Annotated in this window: 16 protein-coding genes and 1 tRNA gene; 4 read left to right on the forward strand and 13 right to left on the reverse strand. The window is 59.0% G+C overall.

The window, feature by feature from the left end; all coding sequences use genetic code 11:
• Nucleotides 1–148 precede the first annotated feature (148 nt).
• Nucleotides 149–421, forward strand: a complete 273-nt coding sequence (locus HUO14_RS07265; RefSeq protein ID WP_176279529.1) for an HU family DNA-binding protein — start codon at nt 149–151, stop codon at nt 419–421.
• 252 nt (nt 422–673) lie between these two features.
• Here HUO14_RS07265 and HUO14_RS07270 read toward each other — a convergent pair.
• The 6 genes from HUO14_RS07270 to HUO14_RS07295 all read right to left on the reverse strand — a co-directional run bounded on the left by HUO14_RS07270 (nt 674) and on the right by HUO14_RS07295 (nt 6,383).
• A tRNA-Lys gene (locus tag HUO14_RS07270) sits at nt 674–749 on the reverse strand.
• 53 nt (nt 750–802) lie between these two features.
• Nucleotides 803–1,915 carry a rod shape-determining protein RodA gene (gene rodA, locus HUO14_RS07275; RefSeq protein ID WP_176279196.1) on the reverse strand — a complete coding sequence of 371 codons (1,113 nt, stop codon included), beginning with the start codon at nt 1,913–1,915 and terminating at the stop codon, nt 803–805.
• Between the two features lie 3 nt (nt 1,916–1,918).
• Nucleotides 1,919–3,883, reverse strand: coding sequence for a penicillin-binding protein 2 (mrdA, locus tag HUO14_RS07280; protein WP_176279197.1), 1,965 nt, complete (start codon nt 3,881–3,883; stop codon nt 1,919–1,921).
• The gene (gene mreD, locus HUO14_RS07285; RefSeq protein ID WP_335647251.1) at nt 3,880–4,326 is read right to left on the reverse strand and encodes a rod shape-determining protein MreD; all 447 of its coding nucleotides are present in this window, start codon (nt 4,324–4,326) and stop codon (nt 3,880–3,882) included. Before mreD ends, mrdA begins: the two co-directional genes overlap by 4 nt.
• 68 nt (nt 4,327–4,394) lie before the next feature.
• Nucleotides 4,395–5,297: a rod shape-determining protein MreC gene (locus tag HUO14_RS07290; RefSeq protein WP_176279198.1), complete on the reverse strand. Its 903-nt coding sequence runs from the start codon at nt 5,295–5,297 to the stop codon at nt 4,395–4,397.
• Nucleotides 5,298–5,345: 48 nt separating this feature from the next.
• On the reverse strand, nt 5,346–6,383 hold the full coding sequence (locus HUO14_RS07295; protein WP_176279199.1) for a rod shape-determining protein: 1,038 nt from the start codon (nt 6,381–6,383) through the stop codon (nt 5,346–5,348).
• Nucleotides 6,384–6,533: 150 nt separating this feature from the next.
• On the opposite strand from HUO14_RS07295, the gene mutL reads away from it, so the two are divergent.
• Both mutL and HUO14_RS07305 read left to right on the forward strand, forming a co-directional pair.
• A complete protein-coding gene (gene mutL, locus HUO14_RS07300) occupies nt 6,534–8,339 on the forward strand; it encodes a DNA mismatch repair endonuclease MutL (RefSeq protein WP_176279200.1) in 1,806 nt (601 codons plus the stop codon).
• 94 nt (nt 8,340–8,433) lie between these two features.
• The gene (locus tag HUO14_RS07305) at nt 8,434–8,907 is read left to right on the forward strand and encodes a hypothetical protein (RefSeq protein ID WP_176279201.1); all 474 of its coding nucleotides are present in this window, start codon (nt 8,434–8,436) and stop codon (nt 8,905–8,907) included.
• 6 nt (nt 8,908–8,913) lie between these two features.
• Here the strand turns inward: HUO14_RS07305 and HUO14_RS07310 are convergent, their stop codons facing one another.
• The 7 genes from HUO14_RS07310 to HUO14_RS07340 all read right to left on the reverse strand — a co-directional run bounded on the left by HUO14_RS07310 (nt 8,914) and on the right by HUO14_RS07340 (nt 15,625).
• Nucleotides 8,914–10,161 (reverse strand): alkaline phosphatase family protein, encoded by a 1,248-nt coding sequence (locus HUO14_RS07310; protein ID WP_246255354.1) that lies wholly within the window; start codon nt 10,159–10,161, stop codon nt 8,914–8,916.
• A gap of 57 nt (nt 10,162–10,218) precedes the next feature.
• Complete coding sequence (ychF, locus tag HUO14_RS07315) at nt 10,219–11,319, reverse strand: redox-regulated ATPase YchF (protein ID WP_176279202.1); 1,101 nt, start codon at nt 11,317–11,319, stop codon at nt 10,219–10,221.
• A 121-nt stretch (nt 11,320–11,440) separates the two neighbouring features.
• Nucleotides 11,441–12,010: an aminoacyl-tRNA hydrolase gene (gene pth / locus HUO14_RS07320; RefSeq protein ID WP_176279203.1), complete on the reverse strand. Its 570-nt coding sequence runs from the start codon at nt 12,008–12,010 to the stop codon at nt 11,441–11,443.
• Between the two features lie 110 nt (nt 12,011–12,120).
• Nucleotides 12,121–12,786, reverse strand: coding sequence for a 50S ribosomal protein L25/general stress protein Ctc (locus tag HUO14_RS07325; RefSeq protein WP_176279204.1), 666 nt, complete (start codon nt 12,784–12,786; stop codon nt 12,121–12,123).
• A 114-nt stretch (nt 12,787–12,900) separates the two neighbouring features.
• Complete coding sequence (locus HUO14_RS07330; RefSeq protein WP_176279205.1) at nt 12,901–13,698, reverse strand: acyl-CoA thioesterase; 798 nt, start codon at nt 13,696–13,698, stop codon at nt 12,901–12,903.
• Nucleotides 13,699–13,710: 12 nt separating this feature from the next.
• A complete protein-coding gene (locus tag HUO14_RS07335) occupies nt 13,711–14,625 on the reverse strand; it encodes a TraB/GumN family protein (protein WP_176279206.1) in 915 nt (304 codons plus the stop codon).
• Between the two features lie 52 nt (nt 14,626–14,677).
• Nucleotides 14,678–15,625 (reverse strand): TraB/GumN family protein, encoded by a 948-nt coding sequence (locus HUO14_RS07340; protein WP_176279207.1) that lies wholly within the window; start codon nt 15,623–15,625, stop codon nt 14,678–14,680.
• 146 nt (nt 15,626–15,771) lie between these two features.
• Here HUO14_RS07340 and HUO14_RS07345 point away from each other — a divergent pair, with 146 nt between their 5' ends.
• A complete protein-coding gene (locus HUO14_RS07345; protein ID WP_176279208.1) occupies nt 15,772–17,871 on the forward strand; it encodes a molybdopterin oxidoreductase family protein in 2,100 nt (699 codons plus the stop codon).
• Nucleotides 17,872–18,049: the final 178 nt, after the last annotated feature.

The raw sequence follows: 18,049 nt of genomic DNA on the forward strand, positions 1-18,049 counted from the left end.
GTCATTTACCATGTTTTGTCGTAAAAAATGGGGGTTTGGCGCAGAAAACAGCGGTTTTACTTTGACTCACTCGGATAATTTCGCATTACTGCTGCCAGACAAAGCTGCGATTCAAAGAATTGCCATCAGAGAAGGGGGGATACCCATAATGAATAAACAGGATCTTATCAGTAATGTTGCAGACCACAGCGGTCTCAGCAAGAGCGACGCCGGTAAAGCGGTAGACGCAGTATTCGAATCCATCACCAGCGCATTGTCCAGCGGCGGCGAAGTTCGTCTCGTTGGCTTCGGTACGTTCTCGACTTCAAAGCGCAAAGCTTCAACCGGCCGCAACCCGCGCACCGGCGAACCAATGCAAATTCCAGCATCGACACAAGCAAAATTCAAAGCCGGCAAGGGCTTGAAAGACGCCGTCAACTAATAGACTAAACCGGGGAGCAGAGTTTCGCTCCCTATTTTTTCGCACTTTGTTCTGGAAAACAGGGCGGGACCTCGAAAAGAGGCCCGCCTTTTTCTATGGGCACCGGTTTAAATTGTCATGATTATTGTCCCGCGATCAACCGAGGTGACTTCGGTGACTGTTCTGCGAGCAATATCTGGTGACGAGCGCCCGCGTCTGGGCTGGAGACTTTTCCGGAAACCATCCGCCGGATGGCTTGTCTAAAGGGAAAAATGGTGGACGCTGTTGGTTTCGAACCAACGACCCGCTGATTAAGAGTCAGCTGCTCTACCAACTGAGCTAAGCGTCCACTAGAGGGGCTATATAGGGCCGAATGGATAGAACACAAGCGGTGTTATCAAATCACTCGAATGCGCCGCCCTGGCGACCGGGATGACGGTCGATCGACATCAATATTCCGACGCAGATCATGATCGTCATCATCGACGAACCGCCGTGGCTGAGGAAGGGCAGGGGAATGCCGACGACCGGTGCCAGGCCCATCACCATCATCAGGTTGATCGCGACGTAAAAGAAGATGGTTACCGTCAGTCCCGCTGCGGTCAGCTGGGAAAAGCGGGTCTTCGCCTTCATCGCGACGCCCAGCCCCCAGCGGAACAGCAGGAAGAAGCAGAATAGTACCACGACGCCCCCCATCAGGCCCCATTCCTCGGCCATGGTGGCAAAGACGAAGTCGGTGTGTCCCTCGGGCAGATAATCGAGGTGGCTCTGGGTGCCGTTCAGAAAGCCTTTGCCGAACAGGCCGCCGGAGCCGATCGCGATTTTCGACTGGCTGATATGATAGCCCGATCCCAGCGGATCATTTTCCGGGTTGAGAAATGTTGTCACGCGCCGCTGCTGATAATCCTCGAGCGCGAAGAAATAGGCTATCGGCGCCAATACCGCCACCGCAGCACCGCCGCCGATGAACAGGCGCAGGGGCAGTCCTGCGAGAAACGCGACCGTCAGCGCGCCGACGAATACCGTGATCGTGGTGCCGAGATCGGGCTGCAGCAGAATGAGGGCACAGGGCAAGGCCAGCAACGCGAAAAGCGGCCAGATCGCGCCCCAGGTCCGGATCTGGCTGGGGGGCAGGAGATCATAGAAGCGGGCAACCGCCAGGATGATCGCGACCTTCATCAGTTCCGATGGCTGGATCCGGATGAAACCGAGGTTGAGCCAGCGCTGGCTACCGCCACCGACCGCGCCGAGCAGTTCGACGCCAACGAGCATGATCACAATGACGATATAGGTCGGGAAGGCCATGGTCTTCCAGAATGATTCCTTGAACCGGGACATCACCACTGCCATCGCCAGGAAAACGCCGAAACGGCCCATGTGCAGGCCGGCCCACGGGGACACACTGCCGCCCGCCGCCGAGTAGAGGACGACAAAGCCAAAGCTGGCCATGACGAAAAGAAGCAGGATGGTCTTCCACGGAAGCTGCGCAATCGGCGCTGGGATGAAATCACTCAACGTCTAATCTCCGCCGCCGGTTTCGGCGGCGTCGGAAGCTGCTGGTGGGGGAGGGGCCGTCCCTTCGGCAATCGCCTTCTCCAGCTGCTTCTTGCTCCGATAGGCGGCCATTTTTGTGTCCATGCGTTCCTGGATCGTGCCGCCCCAGGATTTTTCGAGACCGGTCAGGACATCCATCGCCTTTTCACGGTCGTAGAGAAAGGTCAAAACGTCCCGTGCGACCGGATAGGCGGCACCGGAGCCGCCGCCATGTTCGATCACGACCGCGGCCGCATAGCGGGGATTGTCGTAGGGAGCGAAACAGACGAACAGGCCGTGATCGCGATATTTCCACGCCACATCATTGCCACCGCGGCCATAGTCGAGATTGACGACCTGAGCGGTACCGGTCTTGCCGGCCATTTTTACATTTTCGAGCGGCAGCCGGGCCCGTCCGGCAGTGCCCGGCCCGTTGACCACATCACTCATCGCCTCGTGAACGTATAGAAGATGTTCCGGATCGATGTTCAGTGTTTCCATCACCGGTTTCTTCTGGTTCATGATCAGACGCGGGATCACGTTTTTTCCGGTCGCTATCCGCGCCGACATGACCGCCAGCTGGGTCGGATTGACCAGCATATATCCCTGACCGATCGTGGTGTTGACCGTGTCATAGGCCTGCCATTCGCGATCATATTTCTTGCGCAGCCACGCCGGGTCGGGAACCGTGCCGTAAAACTGGCTCGGGACGGGTATCGGATATTTTTGTCCCAGCCCCAGCCGGTTGGCCATCAGGGCGATCGGGTTGATCCCGATTTTCTGGGCAAAATGATAAAAATAGACGTCGCAGCTCTGGTAAATGCCCTTCGCCATATCGACACGACCGTGGCCGCCGCGTTTCCAGCAGCGAAAGCGCCGGTTTCCGACCTGCAGGCCGCCATTGCAGTTGACGCTCTCGTCAGGGCTCAGTCCGGCCTCCAGAAACGCAAGAGCGACCATCGGCTTGACGGTCGATCCTGGCGGGAACAGGCTCTTGAGAGACTTGTCGAGCAGCGGCACATGATCGTCCTCGCGCAGCATGCCATATTCGGTAACACCGATACCGTCGGAGAAGCTATTCGGATCAAAGGACGGCATCGAGGTCATCGTCAGGATGTCGCCGCTCTCGCAGTCCATGACGACGACCGATCCGGACTGGGTTCCCAGCCGGCGGGCGGCATATTCCTGCAGGTCGATATCGAGGGTCAGCTGCATTGCCTTGCCCGGAACATCCGCGCGTGTGCGCAGTTCCCTGACAATCTTGCCGCGTGCGGTTACCTCCACCCGCTTGGCGCCGGGTTTGCCCTGGAGGCGGTCTTCGAAGATTTTCTCGAGCCCGTCCTTGCCGATTTTATAGCCGGGCGTGATCAATATGGGATCGGGCTTTTCCTTATATTCTTCAGCCGAAGCGGTGCCGACATAGCCGACCAGATGGCCAATGGCCGGACCGCTCGGATAATTGCGCGAGAAGCCCTGACGCGGCGATACGCCGGGCAGATCGGGCAATCTGACGCTGACCGCGGCATAGGCTTCCCAGTCCAGTCCGGTCGCAACCTGAACCGGCTGAAAGCTGCTGGCCTGCTCGAGTTCGCGGTTGATCCGTTCGAGATCTTCCGCGTCAAGCGCGAGCAGTTCGGCCAGGGTGGCGACGGTCTTTTTCTTGTCGCGCAACCGGTCGGGGATGATGTCGACGCGAAAGTCTGTCTTGTTATTGGCAATCGGTTTGCCATTGCGATCGATCAGCCAGCCGCGCCGTGGCGGGACCAGGGTGAGATTGACGCGGTTGCTCTCCGACAAAAGCTTGTAACGCTCGTTCTCGGCAACCGAGATATAGGCCATGCGGCCTGCGAGCAACACGCCAACGCCAATCTGCAGCCCGCCGACGACAGTCGCGCGTCGGGAGAAAGTGAGCGTCTGCATCGCGCTGCTGATGGTCTTGGCCGACTTCATGACGCCACCCGCCAGTTATCGATCGCGCCGATCAGCCGGGCAAGGAACGGATAGAGCAGGATCGACAGCAGAATCTGGGGCAAAAGCAGATCAAGCCGCAATATATTGGATTGAAAATCGACGATCAGCATACCGCCTATTAGCACAAAAATGATCGCAACGGAGGCGATAAGCCAATCCTGCCAGTAATCGCGGCTTACCGCCTTGCGATCGATTGCCTCGAGCAGGATGAAAACGACCGACCACAGAAACACGGCGCTGCCAAACGGCTGTCCGCTGAAGATATCGTCGACCAGACCCAGCGGAAAACCGGCCCATACCGGCCAGTATCCCGGACGGATAAGCCGCCAGGCCAATATCACCAGCAGCCCCAGCGGGGGCAGTATCGGATAATCGGTAATGATGGGCAGGGCGGTGATCATCGAAGCAATGACGACGGTCACCGGCGGTATCAGTTTTATGCGCAACTGGGACGGCTGCCTGCCAATTCTGGATTGACGCGATCTGGGCACTATTCGTCCGTTTCCTCTTCCGCGCCGATCACAGCATCCCTGTCAATCTGACGCACGGTTTCAGCCTGGAAAATCGGTTGGACAATGGCGTGGCTGACCTTGGCAGGATTGGCCAGAACCCGGCCTATCGCTCCGGTTTCAGTCTTGCGAATGACGACCGCCACGGGAATGCCCGGACTATAGAGCCCGCCGCTGCCCGAGGTGATCAGAAGGTCGCCGCCCTTGAACGGATTGGTGCCGATATTGATCGGTTGAATGTCGACCGTGCCATCCCCGCGCCCGGTGGCAAAGGCGGGCAGGCTGTCGCTGGCCCGCTGCACCGGAGTCACATTTTTTCCGTCGGAGACCAGCAGGACGCGCGCGGTGGTCGGTCCGGTTTCCAATATCCGGCCGACCAGCCCTTCGGGCGAGCGGACCGGCTGACCGATTTCAAGCCCGCTGGAGCTGCCGACACCCAGGGTCGCGATCCGGCGCGAACTGGACGCGGTCGAACTGATCAGACGGGCCATGGCGATAGAATCGGGAACTTCCTCGTCGAGCTTCAACAGTCTCTTGAGGCGTTCATTCTCCTGTCGGAGTGCGCGGGCTTCCAGGATTTCTATCCGATTCTGCTCGACTTCCCGTTGCAATGCCGCATTTTTCGATGCCGCGTTGAAATAGGCAGAAATCTCGCCGCCGGCGCTGCCTGTGGCACCGCCGATATTGGAGAGGGTTCTGCTGACCGGAGCCATTGTTTCTGCGCCAATCGTGCGAAGGGCGGAAAAGCCTAAAGGATCGATGAAAGAGACGAGCAAAAGGAGCAGACCAATGATCGCTCCCGAAATGCCCAGTAAATAGCTAGCGAAAATGCTGTATTGCGCCCGCTTGGAAAATCCTGGACGCCGGTTTGTTGGCGGCGCCATATTGATCTATCCTTTCATTTCCAATCGTTGTTTCATCATTGTTCGGGCTCAGGCTGTGGTCAGGACGCCCCGGAACATCGGGTCTTCCATGGCGCGACCGGTGCCGATCGCGACACAGGCCAGCGGGTCTTCAGCGACCGTCACCGGCAATCCGGTTTCATCGCTGAGCGCGGCATCGAGCCCGCTGATCAGAGCGCCACCGCCGGTCAGGACTATGCCCTGATCGACAATATCGGCCGCCAGTTCGGGTGCGGTATTTTCCAGCGCGATGCGAACGCCTTCGATGATGGTGCCGATCGGCTCGCTGAGCGATTCAGCTATCTGGCCCTGGTTGATCGAAATTTCTTTCGGCACGCCGTTAACAAGGTCGCGGCCCTTGATGTGGATCGTGTGACCGACGCCGTCTGCAGGAGCCTGTGCGACGCCAAAGTCTTTCTTGATCCGTTCGGCTGTTGTTTCGCCGATCAGCAGATTGTGATGACGGCGGACATAGGAGACGATTGCTTCGTCCATCTTGTCGCCGCCGGTACGGACCGAGGTTGTGTAGGCGAGGCCGCGCAAGGAGAGCACGGCAACTTCGGTGGTGCCGCCGCCAACGTCGACAACCATCGAACCGATCGGCTCGGTGACCGGCATGTCGGCGCCAATGGCGGCTGCCATCGGTTCCTCGATCAGGAAAACCTGACGCGCGCCGGCGTTCGACGCGGCATCGCGAATGGCGCGGCGTTCGACCGAGGTCGAACCGCTCGGCACGCAGATCACGATTTCGGGATAGCTGAACAGCTTGCTCTTGCCGTTCACCTTCTGGATGAAATGCTTGATCATCTGCTCGGCGACATCAATGTCGGCGATCACGCCGTCGCGCAGAGGGCGGATCGCTTCGATACTGTCAGGGGTCTTGCCCATCATCATCTTCGCGTCATTGCCGACGGCTTTTACTTTTTTGATACCGTTTATGGTTTCGATCGCGACAACCGAAGGTTCGTTGAGAACGATACCCCGACCGCGTGCATATACCACTGTATTCGCAGTGCCGAGATCGATCGCCAAATCTTGCGAGCGGAACTTGAACAGATTTTCAAACATAATTTTGTCCGTAATTTCTTATCTTCGCAGGCCAGCTGCACCAATTGGACAACGCTCTGGTTAAGCTGGACGGCTCATGAAATTAACCATGACATTCGTCCAGAAAATCAGGGGTCGCTTGGCAAGGTCGCTTGGGCTAGGAACGACAATATGTCAATAAGAAGACTTCCAAATAGCCTGATAAATCGGATAGCTGCCGGGGAGGTGGTCGAGCGCCCTGCCAGTGCCCTGAAAGAGCTGGTCGAAAATGCGATCGACGCCGGTGCCAGCCAGATCAACATCCGTCTCGATCAGGGCGGACTCGACCTGGTCCAGGTCTCCGACAATGGTTGCGGGATGGGCCGTGACGATATCGTGCTGGCGCTGGAACGTCACGCGACGTCGAAATTGCCGGACGAAGCGATCGAGCTGGTGACCACAATGGGTTTTCGCGGGGAAGCCCTTCCTTCGATCGCCAGTGTTTCGCGGATGACGATCGAAAGCCGCATGGCTGGCGAAGATGGTTGGTCGCGGGTCATTGACCATGGCGAGCTGGCCCACGAGGGGCCGACTGCAATCCCGCCGGGTACGAAGGTGCGGGTCGAACAGCTTTTCGGCAATGTTCCGGCCCGGCGCAAATTTCTCCGCAGCGCGCGCAGCGAATATGCCGCCTGTACCGACATTGTCCGGCGACTGGCGATGGCGCGACCCGATATCGGGTTCACGCTGGAGCATCAGGGGCGAAAGGCAATTGCGGTCCAGGGCGGCGAATCGGGTCCAGAACGGGTCGCCGCGCTGACCAGCCGCGATCTCCGCGCCAATAGTGTCGGAGTCGATCTCCAGCGGGAAGAGATTCGCCTGACCGGCGTCGCGGGCCTACCGACCTATAACCGCGGCGTTGCCGATCACCAGTTTCTGTTCGTCAATGGTCGCCCGGTCAAGGACCGGTTGCTCGTCGGGGCGGTGCGCGGCGCCTATGCCGAAATGCTGGCGCGGGATCGTCACCCGGTGGTCGCATTGTTCATCGAAATGCCGCCGGAACTGGTCGACGTGAACGTCCATCCGGCAAAAACCGAAGTGCGTTTTCGCGAACCGGCGATGATCCGCGGGATGATCGTCAGCGGGTTGCGCAAGGCGCTGGACGAAGGCGGGTTCCGGGCGGTCCAGCGACCGGCGGAATCGGCGCTGTCCAATTGGCAGCGGGAACCGGCTGCTCCGGATCCCCAGGGCAGTATCTTTGCGACCCAGGGGCGGTCCAATATCGCACAACAGCCCTATCCTTCGGCACAGATGCACGAAGGGGGCAGCGCTTTTTCCGGCTTTGACCGGCAAGAGGATCTGGCGCCGCTGATGGGCAAGGCGGAAGAGGCTTCCGCACCGGTGCCCGATGGAGCCCGCCATCCGCTCGGGATCGCCCGCGGGCAGGTCGCCAAAACCTATATCGTAGCCGAGGCCGAAGACGGTCTGGTGATCGTTGATCAGCATGCGGCGCACGAGCGGCTCGTGCTCGAACGGATGCGCAAGGCGGTCGAGGGTGGCACCGTGGCGTCCCAGGCGCTTCTGATGGCCGAAGTCGTCGAACTGGATGAAAATGCCTGCGACCGGCTCGAGGCGCGGGCGGCGGAATTGTCGGATTTCGGTCTGGAGCTGGAACGGTTCGGACCGAGCGCAATGCTGGTGCGGGCGACGCCGGCTATGCTCGGCTCCGGCGACGTGAAATCCCTGGTCACCGACCTTGCAGACGAGCTCGTTGCATATGACGAAGCGCTGAGCCTCAAGGAGCGGGTCGATCATGTCGCATCGACGATGGCCTGCCACGGTTCGGTAAGGGCAGGGCGGGTGCTCAATGTCGCCGAGATGAATGCGCTACTCCGCGAAATGGAAGTGACGCCGCATAGCGGCCAGTGCAATCACGGTCGCCCGACCTGGGTAAAGCTGGCGCTCGAGGATGTGGAGAAATTATTCGGCCGCAAGTGATCCATTGTCGCCATGACAACGGATCGTGATAGCGGTCACTGTCCGATTTGCCTGATGCCGTAAGCCGCTGGCTGGAATGAAACGGGAGTCCGCCATGATATATCTCCGCCTGGTCTGTGTATTGCTGGCTCTGCTGACAGCCAATGGCGTCGCGGCCCAGCCGCAGGCCGCTCCGGACAAGGATGCCCACAGCCCGCAGGCCGCGTTCGACCTGACCGGTCATTGGCAACAGGAAGATGGTCAGACCTTCCATTTCACGCAGGACGGATCGAGCCTGACTTCGCGATATTCGACCGCGTCGCCGGGCAATGCCGGAAATGCCATAGATTTCACCGCAACCATATATGGTAACCTGATTTACGGCGCGCACCGGGCCGCTTTTTCTCCGGCGATGCTGGAAAAATGTTCCAGTCAGATATGGGTCGGCATGGGGCTCACTCTCAATGCCGAGGGCACCGAACTGGCGGGTTTTCGCGGGGGCAGAATAGTCGATGCCGACGATTGCACGGTCGAAGACAGCGATCCGGTTCGGCTTGTCTACGTCAGGATCGATCGACCCGGATCGTAGAAGCAATCAGGGTTTGAGGACCGGTTCGAACGGGGCCAGGCTGCCGTCGCCAGCAACCGGATTTACGCCCGTCAGCTTTGCAACAAGCGAATAGATATCCACATTGTCAAATGCCGGGAGCTGGCCGCCCGCGCGGATCGCGGGGCCGCTTGATAGGAAAAATGCCATCATGTCGGGATCGCGATGGTCGTAGCCATGGCCGCCGCCGGTTCCGGTCATCCATTCCGGAACGTCCTGCAACACGACCCAGCCGGTTTCGACCAGACAGAAAATGGATGGCACGCGGGGATTTGTACCGTAGCCCAGCTCAGGCGGAATATTCTGCCGGTCCCAGCATTGCATATGCTCGTGCGGCTGCAGGAACGCCGCGCGCACCGCATCCCGATTGCCCTCCAGCGGCTCGACAGCCAGATAATTGCCGTCCTCGACCACCCGATACTGGTCACGCGCCATGATCTGGTCGAGATAGATGATCCGGTCCGGCGCGGTCTCGGTCATGCCGTGATCGGATGCGATGACGAAATTGACCGGTTGGTCAAGATTGTCCAGCTGCTGCTTCAAGCGACCGATTTCGCTGTCCACGGCGGAGATGGCGGCGTGCAGCTTCTCTCCCGGAGCGGGTCCGTAATAATGGCCTGCGGTATCGACGGTATCGAAATAGAGCGTGACCAGTCGGGGCCGGATATCGGCGGGCCGCCGCATCCAGTCGACAATCGCATTGATCCGGCGATCATTCGACAGTTTCTGGTTGAACGGCCACCAGTCCGCCGGCCTGACACCGTTGAAATCCACTTCCGATCCGGGCCAGAACATGGTTGCCGAACGAATGCCCTGTTTCTCGGCGGTGATCCAGATCGGTTCCGCCTGGTTCCACCAGAACGGGTCCTGGGTTGCCATTTTGAAGACTTCGCCCGGCCGTGCTGCATCCTCCATCGTATTGCCGACAATGCCGTGATGATCGGGAGTCTTGCCAGTCACCAGCGTCCAGTGGTTGGGGAATGTCTTGCTCGGGAAGGACGGACGCATCGGACCATATATGCCCGAAGCTGCCAGCGCGCTCAGATTGGGGGTGATCCCGCGCTCGAGATAATCGGGCCGGAACCCGTCGATCGAGATCAGGATGGTGACCGGATCGCGTTGTTCAGTCTTTTCGCTGACCGGATCGTCCAGTTCGGGTGTGGTCGCCGCCAGGGCAGGGGCACCGGCCAGCAGGAAGCCGGCCAAAATCAGCGAAATCAGGTTCTTGAACATCATGTCGATCCTCCGGGCGTCACATCCTAGCCGGACTTTCTAGCCGGACTTTGTGACAATTCAGACATTGAATTTGAAATTGAAGATATCGCCATCTTTCGCGACATATTCCTTGCCTTCCTGACGGAGCTTTCCGGCGTCGCGGGCAGCGCTTTCACCGCCCAGCGCGACATAATCGTCAAAGGCGATGGTTTCGGCGCGGATGAAACCGCGTTCGAAGTCGCTGTGGATTTCGCCGGCGGCTTCGGGCGCCTTGGCGCCCTTGTGGACGGTCCAGGCACGCGCTTCCTTGGGGCCGACGGTGAAGAATGTCTGCAGCTCAAGCAGCTGGTATCCCGCGCGAATGACCCGCGCAAGGCCGGATTCTTCCAGTCCGAGATCGGCGAGATATTCGATGCGTTCTTCCGGTTCCATGCTGACCAGTTCCGATTCGATCGCGGCTGAAACGATGACCGCCTCCGCGCCCTCGGCCTTGGCCTTTTCGTAGACGGCGGCGCTCAGCGCATTGCCATCCTGCGCGTCTTCTTCAGCGACGTTGCAGACGTAAAGCACCGGCTTGGCGGTCAGCAGTTGCGACTGGTCAAAAATCCGCTCCTCTTCCTCGCCTTCGGGCTCGGTCAGGCGCGCCGGCTTGCCTTCGCGCAACAATTCCAGCGTCCGGCCCAGCACATTTGCCGCGATCTTCGCTTCCTTGTCGCCGCTATTGGCTTTTTTCTGGAAGGCAGGCACACGCTTTTCCAGACTTTCCAGATCGGAGAGCAATAGTTCGGTCTCGACCACTTCGGCATCGGAAATCGGATCGATCTTGTTCGAAACATGCTGGATATCGTCATCTTCGAAACAGCGCAAAACGTGCACGATTGCGTCTACTTCGCGGATATTGCCAAGGAACTGGTTGCCGAGGCCTTCGCCTTGCGACGCCCCTTTGACCAGGCCGGCAATATCGACAAAGGCGAGCTGGGTTTCGATAATCTTGGCGCTGCTCGCGATTTTCGCAATCTGCTGCAGCCGCGGATCGGGCACCGCGACCTGGCCGACATTGGGCTCGATCGTGCAAAACGGATAATTGGCCGCCTGCGCCGCCTGTGTTTCGGTCAGTGCATTGAAAAGCGTTGATTTTCCGACGTTGGGAAGCCCAACGATACCGCATTTGAAACCCATTTAATTCACTCCGTCGTGCTGGAACCGATTCAGCACCCCGTGCCAAATCGTTCGAAACTTGCGCATATACGCTCTGGACCCTGAATCAAGGTCAGGGTGATGATTCATTCAAAAATGGCCGCTATTCCTGCATCCGCATGGCAACTTCGCTCATGAACCGCGCATCGTCGCCCTTCGCCAGCCAGTCCGCTTCGGCAGCAACCACGCCCAGCATATCGGCCAGATCGTCAATTTCCGACTTGGCATAATTGCCCAGCACATGGCCGGTGACCCGTGACTTGGTGCCGGGATGGCCGATGCCGATGCGTACCCGCCGAAATTCGGGGCCGATATGGGCGATCATCGATCTTATGCCATTATGGCCCGCCGCGCCGCCGCCGCGCTTGACCTTGACCCGGAATGGTTCGAGGTCGAGCTCGTCGTAGAAGACGGTGACGTCTTCCGGCTCCAGCTTGTAGAAATCCAACGCCGCGCGCACACTCTGACCGCTTTCGTTCATGAAAGTGCCGGGTTTCAGAAGGACCAGTTTTTCGCCACCGAGCCGTGCTTCCATCGTCCAGCCCTTGAACTTCTGTTTGGGCGGCGGGAATCCGTGCACTTCCTCGAGCGCGTCGATCACCATGAAGCCGACATTGTGCCGGTGCATCGCGTATTGCGTGCCCGGATTGCCAAGACCGACCCATAGTTGCATTATTGAACGCGCTCCCTGCTCGACACCGACATTTGGACAGACAAAAAAACCGTCCATGCTGAAATCTCGGCATGGACGGTTTTTCGTTACATTGTTTTGTAAGGAAAGGTCTAGTCTTCGGAATCGCCTTCTTCGCCTTCGGCTTCTTCGCCTTCAGCTTCTTCCGTACCTTCTTCGCTTTCCTCGGCTTCGTCGTCAGACGATTTCAGAGCCGAAGGTGCGGTGACGCCGGCAATGGTGAAGTCGCGATCGGTGATCGAGCTTACAGCGCCGTCTGGCAGCGTGATACTGGAGATATGGATCGAATCACCAATTTCCAGGCCGGTCACGTCGATTTCGATCTGGTCAGGGATATGATCCGCATCGCACATCAGGTCGAGTTCGTGACGGACAACGTTCATGACGCCGCCACGTTTCAGGCCAGGAGATTCTTCTTCGTTGATGAAGACAACAGGAATATTGACCTGTACCTTCGCGCCCTTTGCGAGGCGGAAGAAGTCAACGTGGAGCGGACGGTCGGAGACCGGGTCGAAAGCAACATCCTTTGGCAGGGTGCGGGTTTTCTTCCCGTCGACGTCTACCTGAACCAGCGAGTTCATGAAATGGCCGGTGCCGAGAAGTTTGTTCAACGCACGCTCTTCGACGTGAATTGCAATGGCTTCTTTCTTGTCGCCGTAAATAACGGCAGGGACACGGCCTTCGCGACGCAGTGCACGGGAGGCTCCCTTGCCAGCCCGTTCGCGTGGTTCGGCTGCAATAGTCAGCTGATCACTCATAATGTTGCTCCAAAAATTAGCTTTTGTTAGATTTCCGCCACGCCTCCAGGGTGCTCATGGCCGGAAAGAGGGCGCTATAAGGTCGGGTCGCCCCAAAAGCAAGGGGTTTGAAGCCTAGCGGAAAAAGCCGATCTGCGAGCTTGTCGCGAGCAAAATTCCGCTTTTTGACCAGATTTCGGCCCGACCGTCGGTTGCGCTGTTGCGGACCGTCGCGCCGGTTACGCGCAGCAGCATGAAATCATTGCCCGCCAGGGCTAGATCCTCTTCGCTGGCATATATGTATGTTGCCATCGCAACGCTCGAACCGGGCCGGAATTGTTCGGTCACGAAAAAGGTCCGTGGCATCGGTGTATCGAGAATCGAGAACAGGCTGACTCGGTCAACCGGACGGCCGTCGGCTTCCTTGATCCACACCATTGCCTCAGGTGACTTGTTGACCGCGAACGGCATACCCTTGGCGATGCGCTGGTCATAGCGGGAGACCCATGCCGGAGCCATCGGATTGACCGATGGCAGGGAGATGGATTCTTCGGGTGACTTGGCATCGGGAATCGCGATCTGATAGTCGATATCGGTCGGACGGCGGGTGCTGGTCACAATATCGGCGACATTGGTCAGCGCGCCGTTTTGCGACAGCTCCACCCGCCAGAATTGCGTCGACGCGCCGGCGCGGAGCAATGTGACCGATAGTCTGACCTCGCCCGGCCCGACGCCGGTCATGAACATGATCTGCTGTGAAACCAGCGGACCGCGGCGCTCGGGATGCATTTCCACCGCCTGAGCGGCGACAGCTGCCACCCATCCGCCAAAGGCCATGCCGGTGGGGTTGCGATATACATCGCTCGCTTCGATTGTGTACTGTCCGTCTTCCAGCGCGATCAGCGCGGTTTCGCGATCAAATATATATGTCATGCAATGCCCTGATTATTGGATTTTTTCAATTTTATAGCCGCGTTGCGCGAGCGTTTCCTGAACCGCGTCCGGTCCGGCGAGATGGGCCGCGCCCACCGCGACAAGCGACGTGCCCGGCTTTTGCAGACGCTTGTCCAGCTGTTCCACCCAGTCGAGATTGCGCGATACCAGCAGATATTTGCGGGTCGTCGGGTCGGCGAGGATCCCGGAGTCGGTCAGCGTCACCATCTGCTCGATATTGCCGGTCATCCAGGCGTTGAACAATTCTTCGAAATCCTGCTGCGCGTCGATCGAATCCTCGACCACGCTGGTCAACATCTGGCGTTGCTGTGCTTCGGGAAGCTTGTCGAAATAGCCCAGTTGCAATTCGATCGTCTCGAGAGCCTCGATCGGCTTGCCTGCTTTCGTGAATTGTTCGGTGAGTTTTTCTTCGACGCCGCTGCTGCTGTTCAGTCCGAGGCCTCGGGTCTGCGCGGAAGCCAGCGAAAGCGCTGCGGCCCATGTTTCCATCCGGTTGAGCGCGCGTTCGGGAATATTGGCGGAATCGATGATCCGTTCGAGATCATCGTGCAGGGAAGGCCTGATCCGGGTCTCCAGCTTCTGCTGCCCGGGCGAGACCGCCAGTCGGGAGAATGTCTTGGCCGCGCTCTTGGTGTCGTCCAGGCCGAGCACTTCGATGACCAGACGGTCCGATTCCGCTATCGCCGTTTCCAGCGCAGGCGTACGCCATTGCACATCGTCGGGCAGAATGTGGATCGTGCCGAACATATAGGCGACGCCGGTCTGCCCGGGCTGGGTACCGGTGACTTTCCACAGAGCGGGCGTGCCGTTCTTGACCGTATTCAGGTTCGCCGGTTCGGGGCTGTTGTTGCACGCGCCGAGTGTCAACGCGGCGAGCAGGGTCAGGATGGGGGCTAATATGCGCATAATATCTATTTGGTGTGCCGGCGGCCAAAAGGAAGGACGAGGGCGAGAATGTTCAATATTCAATCCGATCCACAGTCATGCCTTTTTGTTCCAGAATAGCCTGCAGACTGCTTTCTCCTGCAAGATGACCGGCGCCGACCGCAAGAAACACGGTTCCCGGCTTCTCCATCCGCTTGTCGACCCATTCGGCCCAGGTAATGTTCCGGTTGACCAGCAATGTGTCATATAGAATCTTGTCTTCCATGCCGGCATTCATCAGCGCGCCCAGGGCATCGATATTGGCGTTCGCCCATTCGGCGACCATCTGTTCCATCCCGCTGGCGGCATCTTCAATGTTATCGACGGTGAAGTTAAGAAAGCGGATCTGCACCTCTTCCGGCAAATTGTCGAAAAAACCCAGTTGTTGCTCCGGCGTTTCAAGCCCGGTGATCGTGAGCGCCCGGGCCTTGGCATGGGCCAGCAATTCATCTTCCACGCCCTTGTCGGTTGCATATCCGTTTTGCATCAGCGGTATCAGCGAAAGGCTGACGCTGGCGAACCACGGATCGAGCGGATCGAAAGCGGCGACCGGCATCTTGAATTTCGTCATTGCGGCTTCAAAATCTGCACGATCTTCGGGGGTCAATTTGTCGCGCAGCGAAACGCCGCTTTTGTCGATCGCCAGGTCGGTGACGATTTTCGTCATCTCCGCCGGGTCGGGCTTGATCATTTCGATCACAAGCTCGTCCGACGCATCGAAGCTTTCCTTTACGGCTTCGTCGAACCAGGTCATGCCGGGTTTCAGGATATGGACGGTCCCGAACAGATAGATGGTCGTGTCTTCATCCTTGATCACCCAGAGCGCTGGATCGGGATCGTCCGGCATGGTCGCTGGTGCGGTGACGGGTGTGGGAACGGCATTGCTGCCGGCGCTATCCGGTTCCTGAACAATTGCCGGGCAGGCAGTCAGCGACAGATACAGGGGGAACAATAAAGCGGTGGATAGCCAGCGACGCGCCATGAACAGGTTACTCCGAGAGAGATTGGAAGGGGCTACATTCAACAATTATCGCCAAATGCCCAGTGAAATTTCTGTCTTGATGCGGTGGTACTGGTAGCAGCCTTGCGAATATGTTAACCGGATGGTTAAATCCAGGAGGTTTTCCGATGAGCATGATTCACGCCCGCACCTGTCATATTTGCGAAGCCAATTGCGGCCTGCTGGTCGAGGTCGAGGGGCGCGAAATATTGTCGATCAGGGGCAATCCCGATCATGTGCTGAGCCGTGGCCATATCTGCCCCAAGGGAACAGCGATTGCCGATCTGCAGGATGACCCCGACCGCTTGCACAAGCCGGTCAAGAAAGTGGATGGCCAGTGGCAGGAAATCGGCTGGGAACAGGCCTATACGGAAATCGCCGCGAAACTCGTCGCGCTCAAGGGGCAGGGCGCCAAGCCGGCGATATATGCCGGTAATCCCGGTGCGCATGATTATGCCCTCTCGACCCAGGTCGGCCAGCTGCGCCGCGCGATCGGGCTGAAAAACATCTATTCGGCTTCAACGCTGGACCAGATTCCGCATCATGTCGTGCAATATCATATGTATGGTCATGTCAGCCTCGCCGCGGTGCCCGATATCGACCGCTGCCAGTATCTGGTGATTATCGGCGGCAACCCGATGGCCTCCAACGGCAGCATCTGGACCGTGCCCGACTTCAGGAAAAGGGTGAAGGAAATGCAGGCGCGTGACGGCAGGCTGGTCGTCGTCGATCCGCGCCGGACCGAAACCGCCAGGATCGCGGACGCGCATCATTTCGTGAAGCCGGGGACCGACACCGCGTTGCTGATCGGCATTTTGAAAAGCATTTTTGATAGCGGTCTGGTCGACACGTCCCGCGTCGATGCGCTGCTCGATGACAGCTGGAGCGCCATCGAACCAGCGGTTGCGGGCTTTGATATGGACCAGCTTGCTGCCCATTGCGGTATATCGGCTGCGACCATGCAGGAAATGGCCACGCAACTGGCCGCGGACCAGCCCGCCGCGCTCTATGGCCGGATGGGTGTGTCGGTCTGCGAATTCGGGACGCTCAACCAGTGGCTGATCCAGATCATCAATATCGCGTCCGGCAATCTCGACCGGGTCGGCGGCACGATGGTTCCGCAGCCGGCGCTCGACACCATCAATCTGGTCGGCAGGGGGTCGGTGCGCACCGTCGATACCGTGCGCGGGCCGATGCCCTCGATCATGGGCGAGCTGCCGACGATCACCTTCGCCGATGAAATGCTGCGCGACGACGAGCAGCGGATCAGGTCGCTGTTCGTGCTGACCGGCAACCCGGTGCTGTCCGCACCGGATGGCGCCAAGCTCGATCGCGCGCTCGAGCGACTCGACCTGATGGTTTCCTTCGACATGTATGTCACCGCGACCAGCCGCCATGCGGATTATATATTGCCGCCCTGCGGGCCGCTGGAAAAGGATCACTATCCGTTTTTCTTCGGGCCGCTGGCGATCCGCAACTATGCCAGCTACTCGCCGGCGATCTTCGACATGCCAGACGGCGAGAAGGCCGACTGGGAGATTGTCGCCGAGCTCAGCCTCGCGATAATGGCGCAGGACGGACAGGATCTCCCCAATATCCGTGTGCCGCGGGATGTCCTCGACAATATGCTGCAAAGCTCCCCCGCCGGACTGACGCTGGCCGAAGTGGAGGCGGCGCCAAACGGGATCGATCTCGGGCCGCTGCAGCCGTGCATGGCCGAACGGCTGCGCACCGAGAACGGCAAGATCCACTGCGCCCATCCCGATTTCCTCGCCGAACTGCAGCGCTTTGCCGCTTCGCTCGATGACGAGCAGCCTGATGTCTTGCGTCTGATTGGGCGTAGGCACGTCCGCCAGAACAACAGCTGGCTGCACAACAGCAAACGCCTGCTCAAGGGGCCGGATCGCTGCACCCTGATGATCCATCCCGATGACGCCATGGCTCGCGGCCTAACCGATGGCGGCATGGCGACCGTGACCAGCCGGGTGAACAGCGTCGATATCCCGGTCGAGGTGAGCGATGACGTCATGCCCGGCGTGGTGTCGATCCCGCATGGCTTCGGTCACGGACGCAAAGGCGTCGGCCTTTCGGTGGCGCGGGAGAAGCCGGGGGTTTCGATCAACGACCTGACCGATACAGAGCGCTTTGACCCGCTGTCCGGCAACGCCGTGTTGAACGCGGTGGCGGTTACGGTTGCCAGAGCAGAGGAATTGGTGGCGGCGGAATAGGGTAAGACATCGCAAAATGTGCTCCGCACTTGATGCGGAGCTCTGGAGGCTGGACGCTGACTGCCGATAGGGCTCCGCATCAAGTGCGGAGCACGATGGTTCTTGCAAATGAGGCCATTCCTCCCTTGACCCTCGTGCCCTCCTTCGCCAAAGCAGCGCGTAAATATTGCACTCGCGA

The organism is Parasphingorhabdus flavimaris, assembly GCF_013371215.1.
Lineage (GTDB): Bacteria > Pseudomonadota > Alphaproteobacteria > Sphingomonadales > Sphingomonadaceae > Parasphingorhabdus > Parasphingorhabdus flavimaris.

Bases quoted from the DNA above. Each gene is read 5' to 3' on its own strand.
- HUO14_RS07325 (WP_176279204.1), bottom strand. From the start codon at position 12,786: ATGAGTGATCAGCTGACTATTGCAGCCGAACCACGCGAACGGGCTGGC.
- HUO14_RS07345 (WP_176279208.1), top strand. From the start codon at position 15,772: ATGAGCATGATTCACGCCCGCACCTGTCATATTTGCGAAGCCAATTGC.
- HUO14_RS07265 (WP_176279529.1), top strand. From the start codon at position 149: ATGAATAAACAGGATCTTATCAGTAATGTTGCAGACCACAGCGGTCTC.
- ychF (WP_176279202.1), bottom strand. From the start codon at position 11,319: ATGGGTTTCAAATGCGGTATCGTTGGGCTTCCCAACGTCGGAAAATCA.
- HUO14_RS07295 (WP_176279199.1), bottom strand. From the start codon at position 6,383: ATGTTTGAAAATCTGTTCAAGTTCCGCTCGCAAGATTTGGCGATCGAT.
- HUO14_RS07290 (WP_176279198.1), bottom strand. From the start codon at position 5,297: ATGGCGCCGCCAACAAACCGGCGTCCAGGATTTTCCAAGCGGGCGCAA.
- mrdA (WP_176279197.1), bottom strand. From the start codon at position 3,883: ATGAAGTCGGCCAAGACCATCAGCAGCGCGATGCAGACGCTCACTTTC.
- HUO14_RS07305 (WP_176279201.1), top strand. From the start codon at position 8,434: ATGATATATCTCCGCCTGGTCTGTGTATTGCTGGCTCTGCTGACAGCC.
- HUO14_RS07340 (WP_176279207.1), bottom strand. From the start codon at position 15,625: ATGGCGCGTCGCTGGCTATCCACCGCTTTATTGTTCCCCCTGTATCTG.
- HUO14_RS07330 (WP_176279205.1), bottom strand. From the start codon at position 13,698: ATGACATATATATTTGATCGCGAAACCGCGCTGATCGCGCTGGAAGAC.
- HUO14_RS07310 (WP_246255354.1), bottom strand. From the start codon at position 10,161: ATGATGTTCAAGAACCTGATTTCGCTGATTTTGGCCGGCTTCCTGCTG.
- HUO14_RS07335 (WP_176279206.1), bottom strand. From the start codon at position 14,625: ATGCGCATATTAGCCCCCATCCTGACCCTGCTCGCCGCGTTGACACTC.
- pth (WP_176279203.1), bottom strand. From the start codon at position 12,010: ATGCAACTATGGGTCGGTCTTGGCAATCCGGGCACGCAATACGCGATG.
- mutL (WP_176279200.1), top strand. From the start codon at position 6,534: ATGTCAATAAGAAGACTTCCAAATAGCCTGATAAATCGGATAGCTGCC.